Source organism: Amycolatopsis sp. NPDC004747, assembly GCF_053601335.1.
The window spans coordinates 18,176-33,846 of sequence record NZ_JBSGBQ010000029.1; the positions used below are offsets into that span (position 1 = coordinate 18,176).

The window sequence follows — 15,671 nt, forward strand, 5'->3', positions numbered from 1 at the left end:
CGTCAGTACGTGACGCAGATCATGATCGGTCACATACCGCTGGAGACGACCTGGGAAAACGCTCAGAGTTGACCGGCGCTCGTTGTGACGGGTGACAACGACGGTGTGCGGGCGGCGACCACCAGGCCGGTCAGCGCGAGCAGGCCGCAGAGCCAGGCGAACCAGTCGCCGAAGCGGGCGTACGGCGTCTTGCCCGGCCCGGTCGGGACGTCGGCGACGACCACCGTGAACGGGCTGCCGCCGGTGTGGGCCTCGGCCAGGACGTGCCCCTGCGCGTCCGCCAGCATCGGGGTCCCGCGGGCCGCGCTCCACGCCACCGAGAAGCCGTTCTCGACGCCCCGGATCAGCGCGGTGCGGCTGTGCGCCCAGCCGTCGACGTCCTCGTCGGACGCCGGGATGAGGACCAGGCCGGTGCCGTTCTTGCCGTAATCGGTGCTGGGGGCGGCGAAGTTGACGTCCATGCACACCATCAGCCCGATCCCGGCGAACTGAGCGAGCTGGGTGCCGGAGGTGATGTTCGGCGAATCCCCGTTGTGCCACTTGTGGTATTCCACCGGCGCGCCGGACGGGGGGATCGCGAGCGCGGCGTTGAACCGGCCGTCCGGGGTCGTGTCGACCACGCCGGTGACGACGTCGAGGTTCCGCGAGCGGGCGACCTCCGACAAGGTGCCGACGAGCCGCGACCGGCTGGTCTGGTCCACCGCGAAAGCGGCTTCCGGGAGCACGACGGCCTGGACACCGCCCGGCAGCCGCTCGATCTCGTTCACATAGGCCTGGAGGGTGGTCCGGCCCTCGAACGTGCCGGCGTCGGCCGCCCACGGGCCCTTGTCCATGGCGATCAGAGCCACCCGCGTCGACGGCCCGGCCGGCGCCGGCGTGGTCCAGACGACGAGGCAGGCCGGCACCGCGGCGGTCACGACCAGCCCGGCCACCCGCGCGAGGCCGCGGACCCGCGGCGCGAGCGCGGCGGCGACGGCGGCCGGGACGAACAGCACGAGGAATTCGACACCCCAGCCGCCGGTCACCGCGGCGAGCCGCAGCACGGACGGCCGGTCGGCCTGGGTCGTCATCAGGGTGTCCAGCACGCCGGTCGGGTTGAGCAGCGAAACGCCGTAGAGCACCACGGTCCACAACGCGGGTGCGGCGAGCGCGGCCAGTGCGCCGTGCCCGCGGCGGACGAGCAGCCGGAACAGGCCCGTGGCCGAGGCGAACAACAGCGCGCTGCCGGCGAGGATCGCGACCGCGGCGGGGCGGGGGACCGCCAGGGAATGCCAGAAGTAGCTCCAGCTGCCCGAACTGCCCGCGGCGTACGCGACGAACGCGCAGGCCAGCGCGGCGGCGCCGGGAACGCGAGGCGCGAGCAGCAGGATCGGCAGCGGCGCCACCCAGGCGAGTTCGGGCACCGGATCCAGGCCGGTACCGAAGAAGAACAACACCGCCGACGTCACCGTCGCGACGACCGCCCACCCCAGCTTGTTCATCACGGCCCCCTTTCGCCCGGTTCCGAGGGTTTCACGCGGTCGTCCGCGGGCGCACTGGGCTGCACCCCAGGATCGCGGTGGGGTTTACCCCACCCCGGTTCACGGAGAGTTCAGTAAGCCGTCACACGACAGGGATCGGAGCGGCTCCCGTCGATCAGTAGCGTTGCCGGCGAGCAGCAACGAAAGTGGGCCACCCATGGACTTCTCGCTGATCGTGCTGGTGGTGGTCGTGGCCGCGCTGGCCTTCGACTTCACCAACGGCTTCCACGACACCGCCAACGCGATGGCCACCTCCATCGCCACCGGGGCCCTCAAACCGAGAGTCGCCGTCGCCGTTTCGGCGGTGCTGAACCTCGTCGGGGCGTTCCTTTCGGTCGAAGTCGCCAAAACGATTTCCGGCGGCATCGTCGACGACGCGAAGGTGACCCCGGTGATCATCTTCGCCGGGCTCGTCGGCGCCATCGTGTGGAACCTGGTGACCTGGCTGGTCGGGCTGCCGTCGAGCTCGTCCCACGCGCTGTTCGGCGGCCTGATCGGGGCGACCTGGATCGCCTCGGGCGCCGACGCCGTCCACTTCGGGAAGGTCGTCGAAAAGGTGCTGATCCCGGCGCTCGCCTCGCCGGTCGTGGCCGGGATCGTCGCCACGCTGGGCACCTTCCTCGTCTACCGGATCACCGCCCGTGCGAAGCGGGACACGGTGGGCCGCACGTTCAAGGCGGGCCAGATCGCCTCGGCGTCACTGGTGTCGCTCGCCCACGGCACGAACGACGCGCAGAAGACCATGGGCGTCATCACGCTGACGCTGATCGCGTCCGGCTCGCTCGCCCCGAACTCGGGTCCGCCGCTGTGGGTGATCCTCACCGCCGGCACCGCGATCGCGCTCGGCACCTACCTCGGCGGCTGGCGGATCATCCGGACCATGGGCAAGAAGCTCACCGAAATCCAGACGCCGCAGGGGTTTGCCGCGGAGACGAGCGCCGCGGCGGTCATCCTCACTTCGGCGCACCTCGGCTTCGCGCTCTCCACCACGCACGTCTGCTCCGGCGGCATCATCGGCTCCGGGCTCGGCCGCAAGCTCGCCGAAGTCCGCTGGGGCGTCGCGGGCCGGATGGTCCTGGCGTGGGCGCTGACGCTGCCCGCCGCCGCGATCGTCGGCGCGGTCGCCGCCGAGGTCTCGACGCTCGGGACCTGGGGCACCGTGCTGGTCGGGCTGGTCGGGGTCGTCGTCGCGCTGGGCATCTACCTGGCGTCCAAGCGGAACCCGGTCAACGCCCACTCCGTCACCGAGTCCGAGCCGGCCGCCCAGCCGGCCAACGCCTGAGGAGCGCCGTGCACATCGATTGGGGTTCCCTCGGTCTCGTCTTCGTCGTCGCGCTGGGCGCGGTCGTCGTGCTGACCAGCCTCTTTTCCTTCGGGGTCGTCGGGCTCTCGCACCGCGACGCCGCCCGTTCGGCGGGTGGCTCCGGCTCCGCGCCGCTCGCCGGCGCGGTCATCTGCTTCGCTCTTTGCGCGGCGATCGTCGGCTACGGGATCTCCTTGATCGTCGCCTGAACGCGGTCGCGGAAGCCCTCGGGCAGGCCGGAGAGCATCGGTTTCAGCGTGGCGCGCCGCGCCTCGCCCAAGTGGGTCAGCAGGTCGAGCGCCGGCGTCCAGAGGTCCTCGTCGGCGCCCGCCGCGGTCACCAGCCGGCCGAGCCGGTGGGCCGGGAGCAGGCCGACGACGTGGTCGACGCGGCGCTTGTCGTCGAGCACGAACGCGATCCGCAGCAGGGCGGGGTCGTCGATCTGCTCCAGGGCCCGCCGCACGGTGAGATCGGGCAGGTGCCCGACGAACCGGCCGAGGGTGATCCAGTCCTCCTTGCCCGCCAGCTCGACGGCGACGGCGAGGACGGTGTCCAGCGGGATCCGGCTGATGATCGCGCTCGCCCGCCGCGGGTCGAGCTCCGCGGCCACCTCGGCGAGGAACCGCGGGCTGAGCCGCTTGGCGACGTCGACCCCGCGCCCGACGTCGACGAGTCCGGCGATCCGGGCGCACAGCAGCGGGCCGAACACCTTCTCGGCGATCTTGGCGAGCACGCCGACCGGCACGACCCGCGCGGCCAGCGCCATCCGCTGCAGCGCGGCGGCGTTGGCGTCGAACAGCGTGTCGGTGACCTGCTCGCGGAAGGCCTGCAGGTCGTCGGCGTCGACGCGGGCGAGGTAGCCGAGCCGCGCGGGCTCGACGTCGAGGACGCGGGCCAGCTTGAGGATCTCCGCCTCGGCCGCGTGGTTCTCCGGTGTCCGCTGTTCCGGTGTCCGCTGTTCCGGTGTCACAGGCCGACTGCCTTCCGGACCGCGCCGCGCAGCAGCGCGGGGACGTACCGGAGGCCTTCTTCGCCCGCTTCGGCGAGCGCTTTCGCCTGCCGCCTGCGCGCGTCGCGCAGGGCGTCGGCGAGGTCCTGCCGCTCGTGCTCTTCGAGGGCCTCGATGCCTTCGGGGAGGTAGCCGCCCAACTGGTCGGCGAGTGTGCGCTCGGCCATGATGGATCATCATGCAACACGGCGGGCGCTGCCGTGCGGATATGCGCATCGAGCCACCCACCCTCCGTGTCGGCGACTGGTGCTCGGTTTCGAGAGCAGTGCTCACAGTGGCGAAGGGTTGACTTTCGGCAGTGGTCGTCCCGCGGTCACGCCTTGTAGCTTCGGTGTCGTGCGGACGGTGACGAAGCGCAGGTGGCGCGTGGTGTTCGACGTGCTCCTCGCGCTGTTCCTCGCGTACAGCGTCGTGTCGGACACCGTGAACGCCCGGTCGGTGTGGGAGGTCGCCGGCGGGCTCGCCGTGGTCGTGGGTTCGGTGGCCACGGCGAGGCGCTACCCGGTCGTCTCGCTGGGCATCGCGCTGGCCGGGGCGCTCGCGGTGACGTTCCCCTTCGGCGACCACGTGCCCGTGTGGGTGGTCTTCGTCCTGGTCGCGATGAGCTACCAGGCCGGGTTGCGGATGGAGCGGGCCCGGCCGGGCGTGCTGATCGGCGTCGCCGTCACGATCGCCGGCCTGCCGCTGTCCCTGCTGGTCGGGCCGGACGGCCTCGGCGACTGGGCCGCGATGGTGGCGATCCTCGTCTTCGCCGGGCTGTCGCCGTGGTTGCTCGGCCGGCACGTCCGGGTCCGCGGCGAGCTCGCCCGCACCGGCTGGCGCCGGGCCGAGGAGATGGAGAGCAGGCAGCGGCTGGTCGCCGAGCAGGCCCGGCTGCGCGAGCGGGCGCGGATCGCCAGTGACATGCACGATTCGCTGGGGCACGAGCTGAGCCTGATCGCCGTCCGGGCCGCCGCGCTCGAGATCGCGGGCGGGCTCGACGACGCCCAGCGCGACGCCGCCGCGCAGCTGCGGACCAGCGCCGCGGCCGCGACCGAGCGGTTGCGCGAGATCATCGGCGTGCTGCGCCAGGACGCCGCGCCGGTGGAACCGGTGCAGGGCGACCTCGGCGAGCTGATCGCCAGGGCGCGGGCGTCCGGGCTGCTCATCGAGTCCACAGTGGACATGGCGGGCGCGCCGCCGATGGTGGCTCGTGCCGCTTACCGCGTGGTGCAGGAAGCACTGACGAACGTGGCGAAGCACGCGCCGGGCGCCGCCGTCGTGGTCCGGGTGGCCGGTACCGGTGCGCGGACCGACGTCAGCGTGGTCAACGCGCCGCCGCCCGCCGGGCCGTTGCCCGGGGGCGCGTCCGGGCGCGTCGGGCTGATCGGGCTGCGCGAGCGCGTCCGGCTGGTCGGCGGCACGCTGCGGGCCGGTCCCGATGCCGGCGGGTTCGCCGTCACCGCGACGCTGCCGCACGACGCCGCGCCGGCCGAACTGCCGGCGCACGTCGACGACGAAGTGGCGGAGCCGACGTCCGCCCGGGCCCTCGAGCTGGCCCGGCGCGACGTGCGGCGCAGCCTGATCCAGGCCGTCACCGTGCCGGTGGCCCTGTTCGCGGCGGTCCTCGCGGTCGCCGGGATCGCGTTCCTCTACCAGTGGAACTCCTCGGAGCTGCCCGCCGGGCGCTACGAGCGGCTGTGGATCGGGCAGCCGCGGGCCGAGGTGGTGCCGCAGCTGCCCGCGCGCGAGCGCATCGCCCGGCCGGTGCGGGACGAGCCGCCGAAGCCGGCGGTGCCCGGCGTCGCGTGCGAGTACTACGGCACCGGGCGGCCCTGGCTCGACAGCCGCTACGCGGCCTACCGGCTGTGCTTCGCCGGTGGAAAACTGGTCGCCAAGGACGAATTCACCGAGGGGACACCGTGATCAGGATCGTGCTGGCCGACGACGAAGCGATGATGCGGGCGGGGGTGGCGGCGATCCTGGCCGCGGATCCCGGGATCGAGGTCGTCGCCGAAGCCGCCGACGGCCGTTCGGCTGTCTCGCAGGTCCTCGCCACCCACCCCGACGTCGTGCTGCTGGACATCCGGATGCCGGGGCTGGACGGCCTCGGCGCGGCCGCCGAGATCCGCCGCCTGCTGCCCGCGACCGGCGTGATCATGCTGACCACGTTCGGCGAGGACGACTACATCGAGCGCGCGCTCGGCCTCGGCGCGAGCGGGTTCCTGCTGAAGTCGGGTGACCCGCGCGAGCTCCTGTCCGGCATCCACGCCGTCGCCGGCGGCGCCGCGTTCCTCTCGCCCAAGGTGGCGCAGCGGGTGATCGCCCGGCTCTCCGGCGGGCAGCTGACCCGCGCCGCCGCGGCCCGCGAGCGGATCGCCGCGCTGACCCCGCGTGAGCGGGAAGTGCTGACCCTGCTGGGTTCCGGACTGTCCAATGCGGACATCGCGGCGAAGATGTTCGTCGTCGAGGGCACGGTGAAGGCGCACGTGAGCACCATCCTGACCCGGCTCGGCGCGAAGAACCGGGTGCAGGCGGCGATCACGGCGTACCAGGCGGGACTGGTCGGGGGAGACGCGGCGGCGTCCACCCGGTGACGCCGGCGCCGACGCGGGCCGTCGCCTTGGCCGGCGATCCGGATCCGCTCGGCCAGGCTCGAAGGTGGGGAGTTCCGGGTCAGGTTTCGCGGCGGCGCAAATCAATCCTGCCGGAGTGGGCGGAGGTCTGGGTGGCGACGCCGGTCTTGCCGGTGCGGCATCTCGAGGGGCTGTCAGGCGTCTCGGCGGCGCAACACCGCCGTGCCGGCCAGCAAGGCCGTCGCGGCCCAAGCCGCGCAGATCGCCAAGCCCACCCACGGTGCATACGGTGCCGGGGACATCGTCACCGGGTTCGGGTGGCCCGGCTCGACCATTGCGTTGATGCCCGCTGTCGCCGGAAAGTACGACACCAGCTCCGGCAGGCCCAGCGATGCCACGATCAGCGGCAGCGGGACCAGCAGCACGATCACCGACACCAACGTCCCCGCCGCGCTGCGCAGTGCCCAGGCGAAGCCCGTGCACAACAGACCCAGCAGCGCGAAGTAACCGCCCATTCCCGCCGTTGCCGTGGCCACCGCCGGGAAGGTCGATGGCAGGCCGTGGCCTGCCTTCAGTGCTCCTGCCAGTGCCGTTCCGGCCAGGGCCAGTGCCGCTCCCGCCGTGAACAGGACCGGCAGGAGCACCGCCGCCTTGGCCAGCACGAGACGGGACCGGACCGGTGTCCACAGCAGCGTCGAGCGGATGCCGCCGCCTGCGTACTCGCTTGTCACGGACAGCGTTGCCAGCGCGATCAGCGCGAACTGGGCCAGGTAGAACCCACCTCCGATGGCGATCGTGGGCGCGGCCTGCGGGTCGTTTCCGTGGTAGCGCTGGGCGATTCCCGACAGTGCGCTGTAGCCCAGCATCAGCGCCGTCGCGCCCGCCAGGCACCACCACGGTGCCCGGACCGACCAGAACTTCGTCCACTCCGCCGCCACCGCGCCCGGCAGGCCGCCGCCGCGCACCACCGAGGCCGTCATGCCGACACCTCGTACTCCACCGAAGAAGCCGTCAATTCCAGGTACGCCTGCTCGAGGGACGCCGTCCTCTCGGCCAGCCCGTGCACGCGGATCCCGAGCTCGTGCACCAGGTCTCCCGCCCGCGTGACGTCGATGCCCTTCACCAGCAGCTCGCCCGGTTCGCCCGGGTGCGTCAACCCGCCCTCGGCGCGCAACCGCTCGTCCAGTGCCGCACGCTCGCCGTCGGCCGGGACGCGGATCGAGACCGTCGTGCGGGAATGGCCCGCGATGAACTCCGCCAGCGGGGCGTCGGCCAGCAGCCTGCCCCTGCCGAGCACGATGAGGTGGTCGGCCGTCAGCTGCATCTCGCTCATCAGGTGGCTCGAGACGAACACCGTGCGCCCCTCGGCCGCCAGCGAGCGCATCAGCCGGCGCACCCAGCGGACGCCGTCCGGGTCGAGGCCGTTGACCGGCTCGTCGAACAGCAGCACCCCCGGGTCGCCCAGCAGCGCGCCGGCGATGCCCAGCCGCTGGCCCATGCCGAGCGAGAACCGGCCGGCCCGCTTGCCCGCGACGTCGGACAGCCCGACGGTCGCCAGGACTTCCTCGACCCGGCTCGCCGCGATGCCGTTGCTGCGGGCCATGGCCAGCAGGTGCTTCCCCGCACTGCGGCCCGGGTGCAGGGCCTTGGCGTCCAGCAGCGCGCCGACCTCGCGCAGCGGGTGCCGCAGCTCGGCGTAGCGCCGCCCGCCGACCAGGGCTTCGCCCGCCTGTGGGTGGTCGAGCCCGACGGCCATCCGCATGGTCGTCGACTTCCCGGCGCCGTTGGGGCCGAGGAACCCGGTCACCTGGCCCGGAGTGACGTCGCAGGTGAGCGCGTCGACGACGGTTTTCTCCCCGTAGCGCTTCGTGAGTCCCCGAATTGTGATCATGCTTCGAAGTCTGCGGTCCGCGTGGGTGCGCGGGCATCGGACGACGGTCGCGAGCCGCCCCCGACTTTCGTCAGGTGCGGCGGCGGGTGTGGCGGGTCGGGACCGCGGCCGCCGGGTCCTCCGGCCACGGGTGCTTCGGGTAGCGGCCGCGCAGGTCGGCGCGCACGGCCGAGTAGCCGGACGTCCAGAACGACGCCAGGTCGGCGGTGATCGCGGCCGGGCGGCCGGCCGGGGAGAGCAGGTGCAGCACCACCGGGACGCCGGCGAGCACCGGGGTTTCGGTCCAGCCGAACGTCTCCTGCAGCTTCACGGCCAGGACCGGCTGGTCACCGCGGTAGTCGACGCGGATGTGCGAGCCCGACGGCACTTCGAGCCGGTCCGGGGCGAGGTCGTCCAGCTTCGCCGCCTCCGGCCAGGGGAGCAGCGCCTTCAGCGCGGTGCCGGCGTTGATGTTCGCCAGGTCGGCCTTCCGGCGCGCGGTGCCGAGGTCCAGCCAGCTGTCCACATCGGACAGCAGCGCGGTGTCGTCCACCGGCGGCCACGGCGGCCCGAGGACGCGGTGCAGGAACGCCATCCGCTCCCGCAGCCGGGTCGCGTCCTGGCTCCACTTGAGGAGGCCGAGGCCCTCGGTGCGCAACCCGGTGACGAGGGCATCATGCACGTCCGCGTTCTTGAGCGGCTTCTCGGACAGGACGATGGCGCCGAGCCTGCGCACCCGCCGGGCGACGACGTCGCCGTCCCAGCTCACTTCGTCCACTTCGGACACCGAGCCGGCCTTGACGGCGAGGGCTTCGTCGGTGGCCGCGGCGAGGCGGATGGTGCCGTGGACGCGGCCGGGGTCGCGGGTGGCTTCGGCGATCGCCAGCCACTCGGCGTCGAGGCCGCTGCCGGGCGGGAGTTCGGCGGCGGTGCCGCCGGCCATCAGGTAGACGGGAGCGCCACCGGGCCGCCGCCGGGCGAGCCGCTCGGGGTGTGCGAGGGCGACGACCAGCGCGGGATCGGGGCGGTGGCCGCCGGACGCCGGAACGGAACTCGCGTGATCGGAGCCGGAGCTCGCGTGATTGGAGCCGGATCTCGTGTGATCGGGTGCGGATCTCGCGTGATTGGAGCCGGGACTCGTGTGATCGGGTGCGGAGCTCGCGTGATTGGAGCCGGGACTCGCGTGATCGGGTGCGGATCTCGCGTGATTGGAGCCGGGACTCGCGTGATCGGAGCCGGGATCCGCGTGATCGGGGGCGGAACTGATGGTGGACGGGGAGCGCGTGGCCCGGTTGCGGGACACCAGACCCTCCAGTCGCTGGACCTCGCGCTTCCAGCGCCGCGAACCCTCGTCTGCCGCCGAGCGGAGGCGGCGCAGCTCGGCGGCCACGTCCGTCAGCGTCGCGCCCGCGTCCAGCAGCGCCACCACCTCGGCCGCGTTGCGGGCGCCGACCTCCGAAGAACCGTCCAGGAGCGCGCGGGCCAGCCGGGGGTGCAGGCCCAGCTCCGCCATCCGCCGTCCGCGCGGGGTCACCGTGCCGTCCTCGGCCGTCGCGCCCAACGTCACCAGCAACGCCCGGCCGGCCGCCAGCGCGCCTTCGCCCGGCGGGTCCCACCAGGCCAGCCCGCTGCCGTCCGGGGTCGACCAGCACGCCAGTTCCAGCGCCAGCCGGGCCAGCTCGGCCGTGCGGATCTCCGGCTCGGGGTACGCCGGCAGCGTCGCCTGCTCGTGCTCGGCCCAGCAGCGGTACGCCCGCCCCGGCGCCTCCCGGCCCGCGCGGCCGGACCGCTGCGCGGCCACCGCCGCCGAAACGCGCACCGTCGCCAGGCCCGGCAGCCCGCGCCGGTGGTCGACGCGCGGCACGCGCGCCAGGCCCGAGTCCACCACCGCGCGCACGCCCGGCACGGTCAGGCTCGACTCCGCCACCGCCGTCGCCAGCACCACCCGGCGCCGAGAACGCGGCCGCAACGCGTCGTCCTGGTGCGCCGCCGACAACCGGCCGTGCAACGGGAGGACGTCCACATCGGACAGAGACAGCAATCCCGAAGTGCGAGCGATCTCGCCCGCCCCGGGAAGGAAGGCCAGCACGTCGCCGTCGCTCGAGGACAACGCCGTCCGCACCGCCCGCGCGACACAGGCCTCGACACGCTCACCGCGCGCGGGCGGGACGTACGTGAAATCCACCGGGTAGGTCCGCGCCGTGGCCGTCACCACCGGGGCGTCGCCGAGCAGCGAAGCCAGCCGCCCGGACGCGACCGTCGCCGACGTCGCCAGCAGCCGCAGGTCCTCCCGCAGCCCGGCGCGGACGTCCAGGAGCAGCGCCAGCAGCAGGTCGGCGTCCAGGTGGCGCTCGTGGCACTCGTCGAGCAGCACCGTCGACACACCCGGCAGCTCCGGGTCGCCCTGCACGCGCCGCACCAGCAGCCCCGACGTCACGACCTCGATCCGGGTCCGCGCCGACACCTTCCGGTCGCCGCGCACGGCGTACCCGACGGTCTCGCCGACCGGCTCACCGAGGATCGCGGCCATCCGTGCCGCCGCCGCGCGCGCCGCCAGCCGCCGCGGCTCGGCGACCACCACCCGGCCCCCGGTCGCCTCGGCCAGTGCGAGCGGGACCAGCGTCGTCTTCCCCGTGCCGGGCGGCGCCACGAGCACCGCGGCAAGGTGGGCGTCCAGCGCGGCGACGACGTCGGGCAGCACGGACCGGACCGGCAGGTCGGGGAGCTTCACTTCGCGGTGACCTCGGGCGGCGGGGGCAGCTGGTAGCCGGACGGGCCGATGTTCGCGTTGAGCGAGCGCAGCCATTCGCCGGAGGAGATCATCTTCCGGATCGCGTCGTCGACCGCCGCCACCCCCTGGGTGTCGTCCTTGCGCAGGCCGACCCCGTAGTTCTCCTTCGAGAACGGCTTCCCGACGATCTTCAGCAGCTCCGGGTCGCGCGCGACGTAGCCGGCCAGGATCACCGCGTCCGTGGTCACCGCGTCGATCTGCCCGGCGAGCAGCGCGGTCACGCAGTCGGAGTACCGCGGGTACTCGACCAGCTGGACGGCCTGGGCGTACTTGTCCTTCACCTGCTGCGCCGGCGTCGACCCGGTGACCGAGCACAGCCGCCGCCCGTTGAGCGCCTCCGGCCCGGCGATGTCGGCCGACGTCCGCCGCACCAGCAGGTCCTGGCCGGTGGTGAAGTACGGGCCGGCGAACGACACGACCTGCTTGCGCTTGTCCGTGATCGAGTAGCTCGCCACGACCAGGTCGACGGCGCCGGAGGTGAGGTCCGTCTCCCGCGTCGCCGACGTCGTCTCGCGCCACGTGATGTCCTTCGCGGAGACGCCGAGCTCACTCGCGACGAACGTCGCGACATCGACGTCGAACCCGACGAACCGGCCGTCGATGGTGTGCTCCGACAGCCCCGGCGCGTCGAACCGGATGCCGATGGTCAGGTGATCCGCGGCACTCGCCCGGGTGACGAGCGAGTCGGTCGGCGACACCTTCGCCGGACCGCACGCCGACACGGTGACCAGCAGCAACGCCGAGCCGAAGAGCGCGCGCCATCGCATCCGGCCGCTCCCTCCGCCTCACGTTGTTCTCAGGTCGCACCGTTAGCCTAAGCGCGTGGTGCGACCGTCCCAACCCGTGCTGAACACCGTCGGCACGCTCGCCCGGCTCGGGCTGGCGGCCGTCTGGCTCGTTTCCGGCGCGCTCAAACTGGCGGATCCCGGTCAGACGCTCATCGCCGTGCAGGCGTACGAGGTGCTGCCGGGCGCGCTCGAAGACGTGGTGGCCGTCGCGCTGCCGCTCGTCGAACTCGTGCTCGGCCTGCTGCTGCTCGCGGGCCTGGCGACCCGGTGGGCCGCCGCGGCCGCGCTGGGCCTGCTGGTCGTGCTCATCGCCGGCATCGCCCAGTCGTGGGCGCGCGGGCTGAGCATCGACTGCGGGTGCTTCGGCGGCGGCGGCCACGTGGCGGCGGGGCAGACCGAGTACCCCCAGGAGATCCTCCGCGACACGGGGTTCGCGCTGCTCGCCGGCTGGCTGCTGGCGCGCCCGCGCACGTGGCTGTCGCTCGACGGCTGGCTGGCACGAGGTCGCGGGAACTCGGGCGAGCCCGAAACCGACTACTCGGGTATCGCGGAAGGGAACTGATACACAGTGGGTGGAGCTGAGCGGACGGCGCGGAAGCGCCGTCAAGCGGCGCAGGCCGGTCCGAAGGTGGTCGCGCAGGCCAGGGGGACCTCCGGCGACCGGCGGAAGGTGATCATCGGGGTCGTCGCCGTGGTCGTCGTGGCCGTGCTGGTCATCGGCGGCGTGATCTGGACGATCTCGGACCGGAACCGGACCGAGGGCAAGGTCATCGACCCGGGCACGACCACGAGCGCGCTGGCGGGCGACGTCACCCAGAAGCGCGACGGCGTGGCCGTCACCGTGGGCAAGGCCGGGGCCAAGGCCTCGATCGACGTCTACGCCGACTTCCTCTGCCCGATCTGCGGCGAGTTCGAGAAGCAGTACAAGAGCCAGATCGAGCAGGCGATCAACGACGGCAAGCTGCAGGTGCGCTACCACATGGTGCCGCTGCTCAACGACCGCTCCAGCCCGCCGGGCTACTCGCTCGACTCGGCGAACGCGGCGCTCGCGGCGGCCGACGCCGGCAAGTTCCTCCAGTTCCACGACGCGCTGTTCGCCAACCAGCCCGAAGAGGGCAAGCGCGGCTACGACAAGGCGCAGATGATCGAGCTCGGCAAGAACGTCGGCATCACCGATCCCGCGTTCGCCCAGACGGTCAACGCCGGCACCTACGACGAGCAGCTGAACACGGCGTTCCAGCAGATCGAGAACGACCCGAAGCTGGCGCAGGACTTCGGCGGCGGGCAGAAGGGTTTCGGCACACCGACGGTCACCGCGAACGGCGCGATCGTGTCCTGGCAGGACCCGAACTGGCTCGCGAAGGTCACCGGCTGAGCCGGGGCAATTCGCCCACCCGGGTACGGAACGTCGACTAGGCTGATCCGGCATCAGGGGAACCGGGGGTGCCGCGCGCACGTCGCACCCCCGGTGACAGGGAGGGCCAGTGGACGGTTCGGGGTTTCACGTCGATGAGGGCGCGTACACGCGGTATGCGCGCGAAGTCGACCCGCTCGGCGAAGACGTCAAAGGTGCGGCCGAGAAGCACGTCGGCCCGCACGTGACGCTCGGCGGCCACGGCTTTTCGGAAATGGGCGGCGAGTCCGGCTTCTCCGGCGCCTACAGCGGCCGGATGCGCGCCCTGCAGGAGAAGATGCACCGCGTCGGCGGCGGCTGGCGGCAGGTCGGCGAGGCCGCCCGGCAGACCGACCGCAACTACGCGGCGGTCGAAGGCGAGCACGGCGACGTCGTCCGGCGGCTCGGCGGGGATCTCGGGCAGGACGCGTGACCGAGCACACCGACCAGCTCGTCCGGCACCACCTGGACACGACGAACCAGTTCGCGCAGAAGCTGCGCCACGACCCGGTCGCCATCAGCGGCGCGCGGGATGCGCACGTCGCGCTCCAGACGTCGGTGGGGCGCACCCGCGACGTCGCGTCGGAGCAGCGCGTCAATCTCACTTCGGCCAGCTCGGGCTCGACGACGGACCGCGCCGCGGCGACGTCGCAGAGCCTGGAAAAGGAGGTCCAGGACCTCCTCGACGAGAGCGCCGAGATCGAGAAGGCCGTCGCCGAGGCGGCCGAGACGCTGCACGTCGGCGAGGTCAAGAACGACCAGGTGCGCGACCAGATCATCAAGGAGATCGCGGCGTCGATGAAGGCGCTGGAAGCGGTCAAGACCATCCAGCCGCCCGAGAGCCGCGGCGCCGCTTCGCGCGACATCCTGATGAAGCTGCAGACCAAGATCAGCCAGCTGACCGGGCAGGCCGCGACGTTCAGCGAGCAGACGATCAACGACCTGACCGCCATCGGCACCCGGCTCGGCGGCGAAGAGCAGTCGACGTCGTCCTCCTCGGCTTCTTCCTCGACCAAGGTCGGGTCGTCGTTCAACAGCAACAGCGGGTATTCCGGCGGCTCGGACGGCGGCGGCGGTGGTGGCGGCGGCGGGGGCGCCGTGCACAAGCCGCGGCTGCCGGTCGCGATCCCGCCGCAGCCCGGCTCCGGCGTCGCGATCAACCTGCCCGGCGGCAAGCAGGTCATGGCACCGAACGAAACGGCGGCCAAGGCGGTGCGCAACGCGCTCGCGCAGCTCGGCGTGCCGTACGTGTGGGGTGGCACCGCCCGGGGCGTCGGCCTGGACTGCAGCGGGCTGACCATGACGTCCTACCAGGACGCCGGCCTGCAGCTGCCGCGGACGGCGGCGCAGCAGACGGTCGGGGCCGAGGTGCCTTCGATCGACCAGCTGCTGCCCGGCGACCTCGTCGTGTGGTCCGGGCACGTGGCGATGGTGATCGGCGACGGCCAGATGATCGAGGCGGGCGACCCGGTGCAGATCAGCAAGATCCGCACCACGAACGCGGGGCAGTCGTTCATCGGCTTCTACCGGCCTACGGGGTGATTTTCTTTGGCTGACTTCGACGTCGACCTGGCTGCTGCGCGGATCGCCGAGCAGGCGTCGCGGGCGGGCGAGGAGGTGTCCGCCCGCCTGGCCCGCTCGGGCCCGGTGGTGGGCAAGGCTTCGTCCGGCGGCATCGAGGTCCAGGTGGCTCCGGGCGGCTTGCTGACCGGCGTGTCGATCCACCGGTCCGAGCTGCGGCACGGCTCCGCGGTGCTGGCCGACCGGATCTTCGAGCTGGCCCAGCGCGCGACCCGGCGTGCGGGCGACCGGATGTACCACGCGCTGTCGGCCGCGGTCGGCCCGGAACAGCTGGAGACCCTGGGCTACGCACCGATCCCGGACGACGACCCGGACGCCGAGACGTTCTCGTACGGGGAGGGACGACGGTGATCACGACCCGTCAGCTGATCGCCCAGGCCCGCGCCCGCGAAGAGGCGATGGCCCGGGTGGAGGAGCTCCTGGCCTCGGCTTCGGGCACGGCGCACGACCTCGACGGCCAGGTCGAGGTGACGGTCGACGCTCGCGGGAAGCTGCTGCGGCTGTGGCTGGCCCCTTCGGCGGTGGAGCTGGGGGAGCGGCTGGGGCCGTTGGTGGTGGAGATCGCCCAGGCGGCCATGCGCGAGGCCACGCAGGACGGCTACAACAAGGTGGCCCTGCTGCTCGGCGAGGACATGACGTTCATGATCGAGCAGATGACGGGGATGCCGGCGCCGGCCCGCGCGGAGGACGACGACCCGGGGATGACGGTCGAGGAGTTCCAGCGGCAGCGGGCTTTGCGGATGGAACCGGCAGCGTCGTCGCCGGAGCCCGCTCCCGCCGCCGGTGTCGAGGACGAGGACGCGTACTGGGAGTCGTTCGATCCGGCTTCGCTGCGCTCGGACCGCTGAGCAGCCCCCGTTT

The 15,671-nt window shown here is 72.7% G+C and carries 17 protein-coding genes; 10 read left to right on the forward strand and 7 right to left on the reverse strand.

The features are described 5' to 3' along the window. Positions 1-62 precede the first annotated feature (62 nt). Complete coding sequence (locus tag ACWEGE_RS35420; protein ID WP_449664836.1) at positions 63-1,481, reverse strand: nitrilase-related carbon-nitrogen hydrolase; 1,419 nt, start codon at positions 1,479-1,481, stop codon at positions 63-65. A 196-nt stretch (positions 1,482-1,677) separates the two neighbouring features. Here ACWEGE_RS35420 and ACWEGE_RS35425 point away from each other — a divergent pair, with 196 nt between their 5' ends. Both ACWEGE_RS35425 and ACWEGE_RS35430 read left to right on the forward strand, forming a co-directional pair. Then, positions 1,678-2,802: an anion permease gene (locus ACWEGE_RS35425; RefSeq protein WP_449664837.1), complete on the forward strand. Its 1,125-nt coding sequence runs from the start codon at positions 1,678-1,680 to the stop codon at positions 2,800-2,802. An 8-nt stretch (positions 2,803-2,810) separates the two neighbouring features. Further along, positions 2,811-3,032, forward strand: coding sequence for a hypothetical protein (locus ACWEGE_RS35430; protein WP_449664838.1), 222 nt, complete (start codon positions 2,811-2,813; stop codon positions 3,030-3,032). On the opposite strand, the gene ACWEGE_RS35435 is transcribed toward ACWEGE_RS35430, so the two are convergent. Continuing rightward, complete coding sequence (locus ACWEGE_RS35435) at positions 3,005-3,793, reverse strand: hypothetical protein (RefSeq protein ID WP_449664839.1); 789 nt, start codon at positions 3,791-3,793, stop codon at positions 3,005-3,007. The two genes, ACWEGE_RS35430 and ACWEGE_RS35435, sit on opposite strands and share 28 nt — an antisense overlap. Beyond that, positions 3,790-3,999 carry a hypothetical protein gene (locus tag ACWEGE_RS35440; RefSeq protein ID WP_003082038.1) on the reverse strand — a complete coding sequence of 70 codons (210 nt, stop codon included), beginning with the start codon at positions 3,997-3,999 and terminating at the stop codon, positions 3,790-3,792. Before ACWEGE_RS35440 ends, ACWEGE_RS35435 begins: the two co-directional genes overlap by 4 nt. A 169-nt stretch (positions 4,000-4,168) precedes the next feature. On the opposite strand from ACWEGE_RS35440, the gene ACWEGE_RS35445 reads away from it, so the two are divergent. After that, a complete protein-coding gene (locus ACWEGE_RS35445; RefSeq protein ID WP_449664840.1) occupies positions 4,169-5,737 on the forward strand; it encodes a sensor histidine kinase in 1,569 nt (522 codons plus the stop codon). After that, entirely contained in the window at positions 5,734-6,408 is a 675-nt protein-coding gene (locus ACWEGE_RS35450) for a response regulator (protein ID WP_449664841.1), read from the forward strand. The genes ACWEGE_RS35445 and ACWEGE_RS35450 overlap by 4 nt, the downstream gene beginning before the upstream one ends. A gap of 173 nt (positions 6,409-6,581) precedes the next feature. On the opposite strand, the gene ACWEGE_RS35455 is transcribed toward ACWEGE_RS35450, so the two are convergent. From ACWEGE_RS35455 to ACWEGE_RS35470, 4 genes are all read right to left on the reverse strand, one after another. Continuing rightward, positions 6,582-7,367, reverse strand: coding sequence for an ABC transporter permease (locus ACWEGE_RS35455; protein WP_449664842.1), 786 nt, complete (start codon positions 7,365-7,367; stop codon positions 6,582-6,584). Continuing rightward, complete coding sequence (locus ACWEGE_RS35460; RefSeq protein WP_449664843.1) at positions 7,364-8,278, reverse strand: ATP-binding cassette domain-containing protein; 915 nt, start codon at positions 8,276-8,278, stop codon at positions 7,364-7,366. The genes ACWEGE_RS35455 and ACWEGE_RS35460 overlap by 4 nt, the downstream gene beginning before the upstream one ends. A 70-nt stretch (positions 8,279-8,348) precedes the next feature. Further along, positions 8,349-10,988 (reverse strand): ATP-dependent helicase C-terminal domain-containing protein, encoded by a 2,640-nt coding sequence (locus ACWEGE_RS35465; RefSeq protein ID WP_449664844.1) that lies wholly within the window; start codon positions 10,986-10,988, stop codon positions 8,349-8,351. Beyond that, entirely contained in the window at positions 10,985-11,815 is an 831-nt protein-coding gene (locus ACWEGE_RS35470) for a glutamate ABC transporter substrate-binding protein (protein WP_449664845.1), read from the reverse strand. The genes ACWEGE_RS35465 and ACWEGE_RS35470 overlap by 4 nt, the downstream gene beginning before the upstream one ends. Positions 11,816-11,891: 76 nt before the next feature. Here ACWEGE_RS35470 and ACWEGE_RS35475 point away from each other — a divergent pair, with 76 nt between their 5' ends. The 6 genes from ACWEGE_RS35475 (at position 11,892) to ACWEGE_RS35500 (ending at position 15,658) form a co-directional block, all read left to right on the forward strand. Beyond that, positions 11,892-12,398 carry a MauE/DoxX family redox-associated membrane protein gene (locus ACWEGE_RS35475; RefSeq protein WP_449664923.1) on the forward strand — a complete coding sequence of 169 codons (507 nt, stop codon included), beginning with the start codon at positions 11,892-11,894 and terminating at the stop codon, positions 12,396-12,398. Positions 12,399-12,464: 66 nt separating this feature from the next. Further along, positions 12,465-13,211, forward strand: coding sequence for a DsbA family protein (locus tag ACWEGE_RS35480; protein WP_449664924.1), 747 nt, complete (start codon positions 12,465-12,467; stop codon positions 13,209-13,211). 109 nt (positions 13,212-13,320) lie between these two features. Continuing rightward, complete coding sequence (locus ACWEGE_RS35485; protein ID WP_449664846.1) at positions 13,321-13,662, forward strand: hypothetical protein; 342 nt, start codon at positions 13,321-13,323, stop codon at positions 13,660-13,662. Then, a complete protein-coding gene (locus ACWEGE_RS35490; protein ID WP_449664847.1) occupies positions 13,659-14,771 on the forward strand; it encodes an NlpC/P60 family protein in 1,113 nt (370 codons plus the stop codon). The genes ACWEGE_RS35485 and ACWEGE_RS35490 overlap by 4 nt, the downstream gene beginning before the upstream one ends. A 6-nt stretch (positions 14,772-14,777) precedes the next feature. Then, the gene (locus ACWEGE_RS35495; RefSeq protein WP_449664848.1) at positions 14,778-15,161 is read left to right on the forward strand and encodes a YbaB/EbfC family DNA-binding protein; all 384 of its coding nucleotides are present in this window, start codon (positions 14,778-14,780) and stop codon (positions 15,159-15,161) included. Then, positions 15,158-15,658, forward strand: a complete 501-nt coding sequence (locus ACWEGE_RS35500) for a YbaB/EbfC family nucleoid-associated protein (RefSeq protein WP_449664849.1) — start codon at positions 15,158-15,160, stop codon at positions 15,656-15,658. The genes ACWEGE_RS35495 and ACWEGE_RS35500 overlap by 4 nt, the downstream gene beginning before the upstream one ends. The last annotated feature ends 13 nt before the right edge of the window (positions 15,659-15,671 follow it).

Coding starts and splice junctions, on each gene's coding strand:
- ACWEGE_RS35470 (WP_449664845.1), bottom strand. CDS start 11,815: ATGCGATGGCGCGCGCTCTTCGGCTCGGCGTTGCTGCTGGTCACCGTG.
- ACWEGE_RS35455 (WP_449664842.1), bottom strand. CDS start 7,367: ATGACGGCCTCGGTGGTGCGCGGCGGCGGCCTGCCGGGCGCGGTGGCG.
- ACWEGE_RS35425 (WP_449664837.1), top strand. CDS start 1,678: ATGGACTTCTCGCTGATCGTGCTGGTGGTGGTCGTGGCCGCGCTGGCC.
- ACWEGE_RS35420 (WP_449664836.1), bottom strand. CDS start 1,481: ATGAACAAGCTGGGGTGGGCGGTCGTCGCGACGGTGACGTCGGCGGTG.
- ACWEGE_RS35460 (WP_449664843.1), bottom strand. CDS start 8,278: ATGATCACAATTCGGGGACTCACGAAGCGCTACGGGGAGAAAACCGTC.
- ACWEGE_RS35440 (WP_003082038.1), bottom strand. CDS start 3,999: ATGGCCGAGCGCACACTCGCCGACCAGTTGGGCGGCTACCTCCCCGAA.